The organism is Rhodococcus sp. C26F (genome assembly GCF_053345925.1).
This window is the reverse complement of sequence record NZ_JBKFBA010000004.1, coordinates 97,783-110,859: the sequence shown is the minus strand read 5'-3', so window position 1 is coordinate 110,859 and position 13,077 is coordinate 97,783. Positions and strand designations below refer to the sequence as shown.

Genomic DNA, 13,077 nt, shown 5'->3' with positions numbered 1-13,077 from the left:
CGGCGGCTCACGCGCCTCCGAGACGCCCGGCGGCTCACGCGCTTCCGACGTCACCGGACGGCGGATCCTCGGGCTCGTCCTTCCCGCTCTCGGGGTGCTCGCGGCCGAACCGCTCTACCTGCTGTTCGACATCGCCGTCGTCGGCCGGCTCGGGGCGCTGCCCCTGGCCGGTCTCGCGATCGGCGGGTTGATCCTCGCGCAGGTGAGCACCCAGCTCACCTTCCTGTCGTACGGCACCACCGCGCGCGCGGCGCGTTTCCACGGTGCGGACCGGCACGACGACGCCGTCGGCGAGGGCGTGCAGGCGACCTGGCTCGCGATGATCGTCGGACTGGCGATCCTGCTCGTCGGCCAGGCGCTGGCCGGCCCCGTCGCGCGGCTGCTCGCCGGCGATGCCGAGATCGCCGACGCCGCCGTCTCGTGGCTGCGCGTCGCACTGTTCGGGGCGCCCCTGATCCTCGTCGGCCTGGCCGGGAACGGCTGGATGCGCGGCGTCCAGGACACGATGCGGCCGCTGCGATTCGTCATCGCCGGCCTCGCCCTGTCGGCGGTGTTGTGCCCGGTACTGGTCCACGGACTGCTGGGCGCTCCGCGGTGGGAGCTCGTCGGTTCTGCCGTCGCCAACGTGATCGGGCAGTCCGTGACGGCCGTCCTGTTCGTCGTGGCGCTGCTGCGGTCCGGGGTTCCGCTGCGACCGCGACCGGCCGTGATCGGGGCGCAGTTGCGGCTCGGACGTGACCTGATCGCCCGCAGCCTCGCATTCCAGGCCTGCTTCCTGTCCGCGGCGGCGGTGGCGTCGCGCTTCGGTGCGGCCGCGGTGGCCGGTCATCAGGTCGTGCTGCAACTGTGGAACTTCGTGACCCTCACCCTGGACTCGCTGGCGATCGCCGCGCAGGCCCTCGTCGGCGCAGCACTCGGTGCGGCCGATCGGCGGGGCGCGACGCGCCTGGCGTGGCGGTTGTCGGCGTGGTCGGCGGTCTTCGCCGTCGTCCTCGCGGTGGTCTTCGTGGTGGGGAAGGACGTGATTCCGGGTCTGTTCACCACCGACACCGAGGTGCTCGATCAGATCGGCGTGGCGTGGTGGTTCTTCGTCGCGATCATGCCGCTCGCAGGAATCGTGTTCGCACTCGACGGTGTTCTCCTCGGTGCCGGGGACGCGGCGTTCCTGCGCACCGCGACGCTGGCCTCGGCGCTGTTCGGCTTCCTGCCGTTGATCTGGTTGTCGCTCGCGTACGACTGGGGTCTGGCGGGTATCTGGACGGGGCTTACGGTGTTCATCGTGTTCCGAATGATCGCCGTCGTATGGCGCACGCTCTCGGGACGATGGGCGGTGACGGGCGCGGACCGGCAGGTGCGTGTCCAGGACGAGTCGGGAGGTTAGTGCGTGGCAGCGAAGCTGTGGGCGATCAGCGACATCCATGTGGGCCATCGGGGCAACCGGCCGGTCACCGAGGATCTGTATCCCGAGTCGCCCGACGACTGGTTGATCGTCGCGGGCGACGTGTCGGAGAAGACCGACGACATCCGGTGGGCGCTGTCGCTGCTCCGCAGCCGGTTCGCGAAGGTGATCTGGGTGCCCGGCAACCACGAACTGTGGACCACCGCCAAGGATCCGGTGCAGATGTTCGGGGTCGCGCGCTACGACTACCTCGTGACGATGTGCCGCGAACTCGACGTGCTCACCCCCGAGGATCCGTATCCGATCTGGGAGGGTGAGGACGGGCCGGTGGTGCTCGTGCCGATGTTCCTGCTCTACGACTACTCGTTCCTGCCGGAGGGCACCACGACGAAGGCGGACGGTCTCGCCCGCGCGCGCGAACGCAATGTCGTCGCGACCGACGAGTTCCTGCTGAAGCCGGATCCGTACATCACGCGCGACACCTGGTGCCGGGTGCGTGTGGAGCAGACCCGAGCCCGTCTCGACGCGCTCGATCCCGCGCTGCCCACCGTGCTGATCAACCACTTCCCGCTGGTGCGCGAACCCACGCGGATGCTGTTCTACCCCGAGTTCGCGCTGTGGTGCGGTACCACCGAGACGGCCGACTGGCACCTGCGCTATCGGGCGCTGTGCAGCGTCTACGGCCACCTGCACATCCCGCGCACCACCTACTACGACGGGGTGCGCTTCGAGGAGGTCTCGGTCGGCTACCCGCGCGAATGGCAGCGACGCGGCATGCCGGAGCAGCCCCTGCGGCAGATCCTCCCCGTCCCGGAGTATCCGCCGGGCAGCCTGAACAAGTGGGGCGGTCACTTCACCGTGACCCCCGAGATGGAAGCCGAGGCCGAGAAGATGCGGGCTCAACGAGAGAAGGAGTTGCGGTGACCGAACCGGACACCGGGCAGAAGACGGACACGCGCGGCGCGCTGATCGGGCGCATCGTGCCGGACGGCGTCGCTGCAGCCGAGTTGTTCGAGGACCCACCGGGACTGCGGCCGCATCCCCAGGAGGAGCCGCTCGTGGCGCGGGCCGTGGAGAAGCGGCGCCGCGAGTTCGCCGGTGCCCGTCACTGCGCCCGCCAGGCCATGCGCACCCTCGGCGTCGACCCCGCGCCGGTACTGCGCGGAGAGAAGGGCGATCCCGTCTGGCCGCGCGGCGTCGTCGGCAGCCTCACCCACTGCGACGGCTATCGCGGTGCCGTGCTGGGCTATTCGCTGCAGATCCGATCGCTCGGCATCGACGCCGAACCGCACGACGTGCTCCCCGACGGGGTGCTGCCCGCGGTGAGCCTCGAACCCGAACGCGAGTGGCTCGCCTCGGCCGGCGACGACCTGCACTGGGACCGTCTGCTGTTCTGCGCCAAGGAGGCCACCTACAAGGCGTGGTTCCCGCTGACGAAGAGGTGGCTGGGCTTCGAGGACGCCCACATCACCTTCGAGCGCGACACCACCTCGGACGCGGTCACCGGCACCTTCCACTCGCGACTGCTCGTCCCCGGCGACACCCTCGACGGGCAGCCGCTGACGGGCTTCGACGGACGGTGGCTCATCGCCGACGGTCTCGTCCTCACCGCGATCACGGTGCGCTGATGAACGACGCCGCACCCCCGCAGGATCATCCGGCACTCGCCCGCGCAGGCCTGCTCGTCGTCGACAAGCCCGCCGGCATGACGAGCCACGATGTGGTGGCGCGCTGCCGCCGACTGCTCGGCACCCGCAAGGTCGGGCACGCGGGCACCCTCGACCCCATGGCGACGGGCGTGCTCGTCCTCGGCGTCGAGCGCGCCACGAAGCTGCTCGGGCTGCTCGCACTGACGACCAAGTCGTACACCGCGACGATCCGTCTCGGGCAGAGCACCGTCACGGACGACGCGGAAGGCGAGACCGTCGCGACCACCGATGCGACGCACGTGACCGACGAGCAGATCGACGAGGGCGTGGCCGCGCTGACAGGCGACATCCAGCAGGTGCCCGCCAGCGTCAGCGCTATCAAGATCGACGGCAAGCGCGCCTACGCCCGCATGCGCGAGGGGGAGGCGGTCGAGCTGAAGGCCCGGCCGGTCACCGTCTCGCGGTTCGACGTCCTCGCCCGCCGCGATGTGCCCGGGAGCGGCTTCGTGGACGTCGACGTCGACGTGGACTGCTCGTCCGGCACCTACATCCGGGCGCTCGCACGCGATCTCGGCGCGGCCCTCGGAGTGGGCGGTCATCTCACGGCGCTGCGTCGCACGAAGGTCGGCCCGTTCGGCCTCGAACACGCCCGCACGCTCGAACAGCTCGCCGACGACCCGACGCCGAGCCTCGACATCGACGCGGCCGTGCGCACGGCCTTCGAGTGCCGCACCATCAGCGACGAGGAGGCGGGGCTGCTCGCGAACGGCCGCTGGCTCGAGCCCGTCGGGATCCACGGCGTCTACGGCGCCGTGGATGCGCAGGGTCGGGCCGCGGCGCTGCTGCAGGAGAAGGGCAAGCGGGCTGCGGCGGTGTTCGTGGTGCGGCCCTCCAACATGTGAGGCGGCTCGGACGAGCCGGATCGCAGCCGGCTCAGACGAGCCAGATCGCTTCCGCCGCCGGGTGACCGAGATCGATCGTGCGGCCCTCGGTCCGGCCCAGCCGGACCGAGATGGTTCCGGCGAAGTCGCGACGTTCGAGCACGGTGATGTCGGTGTCGAGGGCGATCCCGACCTCGTCGAAGTAGCGCAGCATCGCGGGGTCGGAGTCGGAGATGCGGGCCACGCGGCCGTGGTCGCCGTCGTTGAACTCGCTCAGGGCGCGGGCGGGTGGTGACGGGATCGTGCCGTCGGGCGCCGGGATCGGGTCGCCGTGCGGGTCGCGTTCGGGATGACCGAGTTTGGTGTCGATCGCCGCGACCATCCGTTCGGAGACGGCGTGCTCGAGGATCTCGGCCTCGTCGTGCACTTCGTCCCACCCGTAGCCGAGCTCGCGGACCAGGAAGGTCTCGATGAGGCGGTGGCGCCGGACCATCGCCACGGCGGCCTGCCGGCCCTCGTCGGTGAGGGAGATCGCGCCGTAGCGCTCGTGGTCGACGAGTCCCTGGTCCGCGAGGCGGCGCACCGCTTCGGACACCGTGGACGCCGACACGCCCAGCTTCTCGGCGAGCAGCTTGGTGGAGATCTTCTCCCCGGACCACTCCTGGACCGTCCACATGATCTTGAGATAGTCCTGTGCGACCGAGGACAGTAGCTCGGTCGCGGTGGTCTCGTTACTCTCAGGCACGCGTCCAGCTTAGGTAACCGTCACCCGGGAATCACGCTCTCCGTCGGCTCGCTGGTCCTTTCGCCCTCGGGCGCGCGGCGACGCATCACGAGCCGGGTGACGACACCCTGACGCGGAGCGAACAGGTACGCGAGGGTGAAGACCACGGCCTGGGCGAGCACCACCACGCCGCCGGTCGCGGCGTCGGTGTAGTAGCTCGTGTACACACCGACCACCGAGGCGATCACCGCGAGTACCGGTGCGATCACCAGCATCCGGGCCATCCGGTCGGTGAGCAGATAGGCCGTCGCGCCGGGGATGATGAGCATCGCGACGACGAGGATCACGCCGACCGCCTGCAGCGCGCTGACGATCGTCACCGCGAGCAGCGACAACAGCAACGCCGACAGCGCGGCGGGGGACAGGCCGAGGGTGTGCGCCTGGACGCGGTCGAAGGCGAACAGCGTCAGATCGCGGCGCTTCGCGACGAGGACGGCCAGCACGACGGCCGCCAGGATCGACACCTGCCAGACGTCGCCCGTCGCGAGCCCGAGCAGGTTTCCGAACAGCACGTGGTGCAGGTCGATCTGGCTCGGGTTCTTCGAGATCAGCACCACGCCCAGGGCGAACAGTGTCGTGAAGACGATGCCGATGGTGGCGTCCTCCTTGACGCGGCTCGTGCCGCGGACGAGCCAGATCAACGCGACGGCGATGCCGGCGAAGACGAGGGCTCCGAGCGCGAACGGCACCCCCACCAGATAGGCGAGGACGACACCGGGCAGCACGGCGTGCGAGACCGCGTCGCCCATCAGCGACCAGCCGATGAGCACGAGCCAGCAGCTGAGCAGCGCGCACACGATCGTCGCGGCGACCGCGACGAGCAGCGCGCGCTGCATGAAGCCGTACTGCAGGGGTTCGATCAGCACGTCGATCATCGTCCGGCCTCCTGTGCGTATGTCTCCCGTGCGACGTCCTCGGCTCGTCCACCATTCGCAGGTGGGGGAGCGCCGAAGGCACGGGCGAGGTTCTCCGGGAGGAGGACCTCCTCGGGGGAGCCGTGCACGAGCACGCGCCGCTGCAGCAACACCGCCTCGTCGCACAGTTGCGCCAGACCCGCAAGATCGTGGGTGGCGACGAGGATCGCGTGGCCGCTCGCCGCCAGTTCGCGGATGACGGCGGTCAGCGCGTGCTCGGTGGTGGTGTCGACCCCCGCGAACGGCTCGTCGAGCAGCAGCAGCGGCGAGCCCTGCGCGATCGCCCGTGCCACGAAGACACGCTTGCGCTGGCCGCCCGAGAGCTGCCCGATCTGCCGGCCGGACAACGCGGTCATGCCCACGCGTTCGAGCGCGGCGTCGACGGCCTCGTGGTCGGCGGGGCGCGGGCGGCGCAGGAAGCCCTGGTGGCCGTAGCGGCCCGTCATGACGACGTCGCGCACGCCGATCGGGAAGTTCCAGTCGACGGCCTCGGACTGCGGCACGTAGGCGACCTGCGTGCGGCGACGCGCCACGGCGGTGGTCGTCCCGCCGATGGTGACGCGACCCGAAGTGGGTCGAACGAGACCCATGATCGTCTTGAACAGCGTCGACTTGCCCGAGCCGTTGGTTCCCACGAGTCCGCAGACGCGGCCGGGTGCGAGCTTCAGGGTGACGTTCTGCAGGGCCAGGACGGTGTCGTAGCGCACCGTCACGTCGTCGACGAACAGTGCCGGTGTGTCGAGTGTCGAAGTCATGGCCTCAGTCCCGTCGTGATGACGTCGATGTCGTGTCGGAGCAGATCGAGGTAGGTGGGGACGGGACCGTCCGCCTCGGAGAGCGAATCGACGTAGAGGATTCCGCCGAATTCCGTTCCGGTATCGGCCGCGACCTGCCGTTGCGCCTTGTCCGAGACGGTCGATTCGCAGAACACCGCCGGAACCTCGTTGGTGCGCACGAAATCGACGGTCCGGGCGATCTGCTGCGGGGTGCCCTGCTGGTCGGAGTTCACCGGCCACAGATAGGCCTCCTGCAGCCCGGCGTCGCGCGCGAGATAGCTGAACGCGCCCTCACAGGTGACGAGTGCGCGCCGGTCGGCAGGCACGCCGTCGAGGGCGGTGACGAGTTCGGTGTGGAGACCGTCGAGTTCGGCCTTGTACGCCTCGGCGCGGGCCGCGAAGTCGTCCGCGTGCTCGGGGGCGAGGTCGGCCAGTGCCGCGGCGATGTTGTCGACGTAGACGCGGGCGGCGAGCGGGGACATCCAGGCGTGGGGGTTGTAGGGACCCGTCGTCGCGCCCTCACCGATCGGCAGTGGGTCCACACCCTCGCTCACGACCACGTGCTCGGCGTCGACATCGGCGACGAACTGTTCGAACCACCGCTCGAGACCGAGTCCGTTGTCGAAGACGAGGTCGGCCTCGGTCGCGAACCGCAGGTCGCCCGGCGTGGGCTCGTAGCCGTGGACCTCGGCGCCGGGCTTGGTGATGGACTCGACCCGCACGTGGTCGCCGCCGACGTTGCGCGCCATGTCGGCGAGGACGGTGAAGGTCGTCAGGACCAGGGGCCGATCGTCGGCGGAACCGGTGGTCGAACACGCCGCGAGGGCGGCAGCGCAGGCCGTGGCCGCGAAGGCGGCGATCATGCGACCGGCACGGGAGGATACGGACCGTGTTCTGTGGGCTCTCGACAAAAAGTTCGGCACACCGAAATTATGCATTCGCCGAGCCGTCACCGTCATGTGGGGCGCGCCGGGAGCCATCCGGGCGTGCCCGACCCGCTCACGGGCCGTAGGCTGCCGATGTGCAGAGATGGCGAGGTCTGGACGAAATTCCTGCGGACTGGGGTCGGTGTGTACTCACGATCGGCGTGTTCGACGGCGTACACCGCGGCCATCAGCAGCTCATAGCGCGTGCCGTCGAGGCCGCGCGGGCACGCGGTGTGGCCGCCGTGCTCATGACCTTCGATCCCCATCCCATGGAAGTGGTCCGCCCGGGCAGCCACCCGGCGCAGCTGACCACCCTCGCGCGACGCGCCGAGCTCGCCGAGGAACTCGGTATCGACGTTTTCTGCGTCATGCCGTTCACCCCGGAATTCATGAAGCTCTCACCGGAGCGGTACGCCCACGAGATCCTCGTCGAGCGACTGCACGTGGCCGAGGTGGTCGTGGGGGAGAACTTCACCTTCGGAAAGAAGGCGGCCGGCACCGTCGACATGCTGCGCTCGATCGGTGAGCGTTTCGGGTTCGCGGTGCAGGGGCTCACGCTGGTCGCCGAGCACGCCGTGACGTTCTCGTCGACCTACATCCGTTCGTGCGTCGACGCCGGGGACGTCGTTGCGGCCGCGGACGCACTCGGGCGCCCGCACCGGGTCGAAGGCGTGGTCGTGCACGGCGACGGTCGCGGTCGCGGACTCGGATTCCCGACCGCCAATGTCGCACCGCCGATCTACGCGGCGATCCCCGCCGACGGCGTGTACGCGGCCTGGTTCACGGTGCTCGACTCCGGTTCTCCCGTCGAGGGACTCACGGCCGGTCAGCGCTACCTCGCAGCCGTGTCGGTGGGCACCAATCCGACCTTCTCCGGACGCAAGCGCACGGTCGAGGCGTTCGTCCTCGACGAGAAGGCCGATCTCTACGGCCAGCACGTGGCGGTCGACTTCGTCGAACGGCTGCGGGGCATGGAGAAGTTCGATTCGGTCGAGGCGCTCATCTCCGCGATGCACCGCGACGCCGAACGAGCGCGAGAGGTTCTCACGAAGACTCCCCAGTGACACCGACTCCCCAGTGACACCGACTCCCGAGTGACACCGACTCCCGAGTGACACCGACTCCCGAGTGACGTGGGTGTCCGTCGACCGTCCGGTGTCGTCCGAACGAACGAAACTGCGAGTTCGGTACGAAAAAGGTCTTGTCCGCCGTCACAATCGGCTACATGCTTTTTCGAGAGTGGAGGTCCGCGCGCCTTTCGTGGGTCGATGCGGGTAACTACTTCCAGTCGATCCCGGGACGACCCACCGATTGGTGGTCGTTCGCCGTCTTCTCCGAGGACCGGGGGCGCACCCCGGACCGCGAGTCGATTCTGTCGTTCTTCGCCTCCCGCATGCACCTGGTCAGTGCTCTGGCACGTCGGATCGCCGACGCGCCGGGCTCACTGGACTATCCCTACTGGGTGAAGGCCGACCTCGCCGTCGACGACGTGGTCACCGTCCACGACGCGCGCAGTTCCACCTTCGAGGACTGGCTCGGGTCGGTGGCGCGACTGTCCGCCGACGGCGTCGACGCCGCCCGGTGCCCATGGCAGGTGCACGTCTTCCCGGGCGTCCCCGATCCGGACGAGCCCGGCGCGACTGTCACCGTCGCGGCGATCCAGGCGAGCCACGCCATGCTCGTCGGTTCCTCCGCCCGCGGGCTCCTCGAAGCCCTGTTCGGCGAGGAGGGCCGGCCGCTGGAGGTCGACGGTCTCGCGCCGCCCGCCGGCACCACACATCCCGTCGCGGCCACGACACACGGCATCGCCCGTCTCGCGATCTGGCCGGTCGTCGCGCTCGGCGGCCTCGTGCGGGCACATCTGGAGGCGCGTCGTCGCCGTCAGGATCCGCTGCCCGGAACGGTAGGCGCGGATCCCACGCGGGACGGGACTCCCGTCGCGCAGACGAACCGCCGGGTCATCCGCATCCTGCGGCCCGACCTGTCGGCGCTGGCCGGACGATCGTGGACGGTGACCGCCCTCGGCCTGACGGCGGTGTCGCTCGCGATGGAGCGCTACTACCGCGAGCGCGGGGAGGATCTGCCCTCGGAGTACGCAGCGGTGCCCGTGGCGCTCGGCGAGTCGGCGGCCGGACTCGGGGTGAACCGCGTCGCGGGAGGCCTGGTGCCCCTGCACGTCGAGATCCCCGAACCCGCGCAGCGCGCCGCGACGATCGCCGACTCCCTCGCGCGCGAACGGGCCCGCGTCGACTCGGCGGAGAGCATCGACGCGATGCACCGCACGGGCGCCGCGCCCTATCCGGTCTTCCGGCGTGTCTCCCGCGCGCTGGCACACGCGCTCGCGTCCGGAGCGGTCCCCGGCGTCGCGACGGCGCTCAGCAGCGTCAACTGCGGTGCGGACGTGCGGTGGTCGGTGCCGTGGGGTCACCTGAAGTTCATTGCCGGTGTGCAGGCCCTCGTGCCGCGTGTCGACTTCATGCACACCTTCGCGCGGGCGGGGGATGCCTTCGCGGTCACCGTCCTGGCCCCGGCACGGGACGACCTCCGTCCCGACCGCGACATCGACCGGTACGTCGAGCTGCTCGACCAGGGTTTCGCCGAGGTGTCGGCCGCGGTGGGCCGCGCGGGTGCCGGCCGGCGCTGAACCCGATCGTGGTTCGGCGGCAGAAGTCGGCTCTGATAGGCTGGACCGTCGGTGCGCGCTGCGGTTCGCGGTGGCCGTACCGGGCGGACTCCGGTCCGTCTACCGTCACGCGGACGTCAGTTGTACAGGAGTGACCCAGTGGCTCTGACCACCGAACAGAAGAAGCAGATCCTCGGCGAGTACGGCCTCCACGAGACCGACACCGGCTCCCCCGAGGCGCAGGTGGCACTGCTCACCAAGCGCATCGTGGACCTCACCGAGCACCTCAAGCAGCACAAGCACGACCACCACTCCCGCCGCGGCCTGCTGCTGCTGGTCGGTCGTCGTCGCCGCCTGCTGAAGTACGTCGAGAAGGTCGACGTCGAGCGTTACCGCTCGCTCATCCAGCGTCTGGGTCTGCGTCGCTGACGCGGACAGGACACGACCTGATCTGCATTCGCTGATCTTTTCCGGCAGCCGACGGGGTACCCACTACACTGGGCCTCGTTGGCTGTCGGTGTTTGTGCCGGTTCGGCCGGCGACTTCCATCGCCTCCAGCGGCGATGATCCGTATGCACCGACGGTGTCGGTCCTCGGTAGTGACCTTCCGGTCCCGTCGGGTGTCGTATCCCGAATCCGCCGGAGGGTTTCGATCGACGACCGCCTCCGTGAGTCGGTGCGCAGCCGTGGCCACGGGGGTCGCGGCGCCCGCGCGGGTACGGCGAAGACGAAGAGGGAAGAGAAGACATACAGATGACAAGCACTACCGCAGTCGAGATCGACGAAGGGGTCTACGAGACCACCGCGACGCTCGACAACGGTGCCTACGGCACCCGCACCATCCGTTTCGAGACCGGCCGCCTCGCACGCCAGGCCGCCGGTTCGGTCGTCGCCTATCTCGACGACGAGACCATGCTGCTCTCGGCCACCAGCGCCTCGAAGCAGCCCAAGGACCAGTTCGACTTCTTCCCGTTGACGGTGGACGTCGAGGAGCGCATGTACGCCGCGGGTCGCATCCCCGGCTCGTTCTTCCGTCGCGAGGGACGCCCCTCCACCGACGCGATCCTGACCTGCCGTCTGATCGACCGGCCGCTGCGCCCGTCCTTCGTCGACGGTCTGCGCAACGAGATCCAGGTCGTCGTCACGGTTCTGAGCCTGAACCCGAACGACCTCTACGACGTCGTCGCGATCAACGCCGCGTCGGCCTCCACCCAGCTCGCCGGCCTGCCGTTCTCCGGCCCGGTCGGTGGCGTGCGTGTCGCGCTCATCGTCTCCGACGACAACAAGTCGGGCCAGTGGGTCGCGTTCCCGACCGTCGAGCAGCTCGAGAACGCCGTCTTCGACATGGTCGTCGCCGGTCGCATCGTCGGTGGGGGAGACAACCCCGACACCGCCGACGTCGCGATCATGATGGTCGAGGCCGAGGCGACCGAGAACGTCATCGCGCTCGTCGACGGTGGCGCCCAGGCGCCCACCGAGTCCGTCGTGGCCGAGGGCCTCGAGGCGGCGAAGCCGTTCATCGCCCGCCTGTGCATCGCGCAGCAGCAGCTCGCCTCCGCCTCCGCGAAGCCCACCGGTGAGTTCCCGCTGTTCCCGCCCTACCAGGACGACGTCTACGCCGCGGTCGAGTCCGCCGCGTCGGAGAAGCTCGCCGAGGCGCTCACCATCGCCGGCAAGCAGGAGCGCGACGACCGCACCGACGAGATCAAGGTCGAGGTGCTCGAGCAGGTCGCTCCGAACTTCGAGGGTCGCGAGAAGGAGATCGGCGCTGCCTTCCGCTCATTGACCAAGAAGCTCGTGCGCCAGCGCATCCTGCGCGACCAGTTCCGCATCGACGGCCGCGGTGTCACCGACATCCGTGCCCTCTCCGCCGAGGTCGCGGTCGTTCCCCGCGCCCACGGTTCGGCGCTGTTCGAGCGCGGCGAGACCCAGATCATGGGTGTCACCACGCTCGACATGGTGAAGATGGCGCAGCAGGTCGACTCGCTCGGTCCCGAGACCAGCAAGCGCTACATGCACCACTACAACTTCCCGCCGTACTCCACCGGTGAGACCGGTCGTGTCGGCTCGCCGAAGCGTCGCGAGATCGGCCACGGTGCCCTCGCAGAGCGCGCGCTCATCCCGGTTCTGCCGAGCCAGGAGGAGTTCCCCTACGCCATCCGTCAGGTCTCCGAGGCCCTCGGCTCGAACGGCTCGACGTCCATGGGTTCGGTCTGCGCCTCGACGCTGTCGATGCTCAACGCCGGTGTGCCGCTCAAGTCCCCGGTCGCCGGTATCGCCATGGGCCTGGTCTCCGACGAGGTCGAGCTCGAGGACGGCACCCGCGAGACCCGCTACGTCGCCCTCACCGACATCCTCGGTGCGGAGGACGCGTTCGGCGACATGGACTTCAAGGTCGCCGGCACGAAGGACTTCGTGACCGCCCTGCAGCTCGACACCAAGCTCGACGGTATCCCGTCGCAGGTCCTCGCCGGTGCGCTCTCGCAGGCCCACGATGCCCGCGCCACGATCCTCGAGGTCATGGCCGAGGCCATCGACACGCCCGACGAGATGAGCGAGTTCGCTCCGCGTATCACCACCATCAAGGTCCCGGTGGACAAGATCGGTGAGGTCATCGGCCCCAAGGGCAAGATGATCAACTCGATCACCGAGGAGACCGGCGCCAACATCTCCATCGAAGATGACGGCACCGTCTACGTCGGTGCAGCGGACGGCCCGTCCGCGCAGGCCGCGATCGACAAGATCAACGCCATCGCCAACCCGCAGCTGCCGAAGGTCGGCGAGCGCTTCCTCGGCACCGTGGTCAAGACCACGGCGTTCGGAGCGTTCGTCTCCCTGCTCCCCGGCCGCGACGGCCTGGTGCACATCAGCAAGCTCGGCAACGGCAAGCGCATCGCCAAGGTCGAGGACGTCGTGAACGTCGGTTCGAAGATCCGCGTCGAGATCGCCGACATCGACAACCGCGGCAAGATCAGCCTCGTCCCCGTCGAGGACGAGTCGGCCGAGGCCGCTGCGACCGGCGAGAACGCCGAGTCCTGATCACCCCACCCGCCTGCCGGTTCCCGGTGGGCGCGTGAACCCCGCACCCGTGGCGCCCNCCGGTCGGGCACCACGGGTGCGTCGTT

At 69.5% G+C, this 13,077-nt stretch carries 12 protein-coding genes; 8 read left to right on the top strand and 4 right to left on the bottom strand.

The window, feature by feature from the left end:
• Window positions 1-64: 64 nt before the first annotated feature.
• Genes ACLBYD_RS07405 through truB form a run of 4 tightly spaced genes read left to right on the top strand, consistent with a single transcriptional unit; the run spans window position 65 to window position 3,950 of the window.
• Entirely contained in the window at window positions 65-1,381 is a 1,317-nt protein-coding gene (locus ACLBYD_RS07405; protein WP_447816059.1) for an MATE family efflux transporter, read from the top strand.
• A gap of 3 nt (window positions 1,382-1,384) precedes the next feature.
• Complete coding sequence (locus ACLBYD_RS07400) at window positions 1,385-2,323, top strand: metallophosphoesterase family protein (RefSeq protein ID WP_060650964.1); 939 nt, start codon at window positions 1,385-1,387, stop codon at window positions 2,321-2,323.
• A gap of 41 nt (window positions 2,324-2,364) precedes the next feature.
• Window positions 2,365-3,027 carry a 4'-phosphopantetheinyl transferase Npt gene (gene npt, locus ACLBYD_RS07395; protein WP_060651232.1) on the top strand — a complete coding sequence of 221 codons (663 nt, stop codon included), beginning with the start codon at window positions 2,365-2,367 and terminating at the stop codon, window positions 3,025-3,027.
• Complete coding sequence (truB, locus tag ACLBYD_RS07390) at window positions 3,027-3,950, top strand: tRNA pseudouridine(55) synthase TruB (protein ID WP_447815930.1); 924 nt, start codon at window positions 3,027-3,029, stop codon at window positions 3,948-3,950. Before npt ends, truB begins: the two co-directional genes overlap by 1 nt.
• A 31-nt stretch (window positions 3,951-3,981) precedes the next feature.
• Here truB and ACLBYD_RS07385 read toward each other — a convergent pair whose 3' ends face one another.
• Genes ACLBYD_RS07385 through ACLBYD_RS07370 form a run of 4 tightly spaced genes read right to left on the bottom strand, consistent with a single transcriptional unit; the run spans window position 3,982 to window position 7,266 of the window.
• Complete coding sequence (locus ACLBYD_RS07385; RefSeq protein ID WP_006551268.1) at window positions 3,982-4,674, bottom strand: metal-dependent transcriptional regulator; 693 nt, start codon at window positions 4,672-4,674, stop codon at window positions 3,982-3,984.
• 20 nt (window positions 4,675-4,694) lie between these two features.
• Window positions 4,695-5,588: a metal ABC transporter permease gene (locus ACLBYD_RS07380; protein WP_006551267.1), complete on the bottom strand. Its 894-nt coding sequence runs from the start codon at window positions 5,586-5,588 to the stop codon at window positions 4,695-4,697.
• Complete coding sequence (locus tag ACLBYD_RS07375; RefSeq protein WP_447815929.1) at window positions 5,585-6,382, bottom strand: metal ABC transporter ATP-binding protein; 798 nt, start codon at window positions 6,380-6,382, stop codon at window positions 5,585-5,587. The genes ACLBYD_RS07380 and ACLBYD_RS07375 overlap by 4 nt, the downstream gene beginning before the upstream one ends.
• Window positions 6,379-7,266: a metal ABC transporter substrate-binding protein gene (locus ACLBYD_RS07370; protein ID WP_447815928.1), complete on the bottom strand. Its 888-nt coding sequence runs from the start codon at window positions 7,264-7,266 to the stop codon at window positions 6,379-6,381. Before ACLBYD_RS07370 ends, ACLBYD_RS07375 begins: the two co-directional genes overlap by 4 nt.
• A 158-nt stretch (window positions 7,267-7,424) precedes the next feature.
• Between ACLBYD_RS07370 and ACLBYD_RS07365 the strand changes: the two genes are divergently transcribed.
• From ACLBYD_RS07365 to ACLBYD_RS07350, 4 genes are all read left to right on the top strand, one after another.
• Complete coding sequence (locus ACLBYD_RS07365) at window positions 7,425-8,393, top strand: bifunctional riboflavin kinase/FAD synthetase (protein ID WP_006551264.1); 969 nt, start codon at window positions 7,425-7,427, stop codon at window positions 8,391-8,393.
• Between the two features lie 161 nt (window positions 8,394-8,554).
• On the top strand, window positions 8,555-9,973 hold the full coding sequence (locus ACLBYD_RS07360) for a wax ester/triacylglycerol synthase domain-containing protein (protein WP_447815927.1): 1,419 nt from the start codon (window positions 8,555-8,557) through the stop codon (window positions 9,971-9,973).
• Between the two features lie 138 nt (window positions 9,974-10,111).
• The gene (rpsO, locus tag ACLBYD_RS07355) at window positions 10,112-10,381 is read left to right on the top strand and encodes a 30S ribosomal protein S15 (protein ID WP_006551263.1); all 270 of its coding nucleotides are present in this window, start codon (window positions 10,112-10,114) and stop codon (window positions 10,379-10,381) included.
• Window positions 10,382-10,705: 324 nt separating this feature from the next.
• A complete protein-coding gene (locus ACLBYD_RS07350; protein ID WP_447815926.1) occupies window positions 10,706-12,991 on the top strand; it encodes a polyribonucleotide nucleotidyltransferase in 2,286 nt (761 codons plus the stop codon).
• Window positions 12,992-13,077: the final 86 nt, after the last annotated feature.

What these genes read in the sequence shown, in the direction of transcription:
- truB (WP_447815930.1), top strand. Translation starts at nt 3,027, where the DNA reads ATGAACGACGCCGCACCCCCGCAGGATCATCCGGCACTCGCCCGCGCA.
- ACLBYD_RS07380 (WP_006551267.1), bottom strand. Translation starts at nt 5,588, where the DNA reads ATGATCGACGTGCTGATCGAACCCCTGCAGTACGGCTTCATGCAGCGC.
- ACLBYD_RS07375 (WP_447815929.1), bottom strand. Translation starts at nt 6,382, where the DNA reads ATGACTTCGACACTCGACACACCGGCACTGTTCGTCGACGACGTGACG.
- ACLBYD_RS07370 (WP_447815928.1), bottom strand. Translation starts at nt 7,266, where the DNA reads ATGATCGCCGCCTTCGCGGCCACGGCCTGCGCTGCCGCCCTCGCGGCG.
- ACLBYD_RS07360 (WP_447815927.1), top strand. Translation starts at nt 8,555, where the DNA reads ATGCTTTTTCGAGAGTGGAGGTCCGCGCGCCTTTCGTGGGTCGATGCG.
- ACLBYD_RS07350 (WP_447815926.1), top strand. Translation starts at nt 10,706, where the DNA reads ATGACAAGCACTACCGCAGTCGAGATCGACGAAGGGGTCTACGAGACC.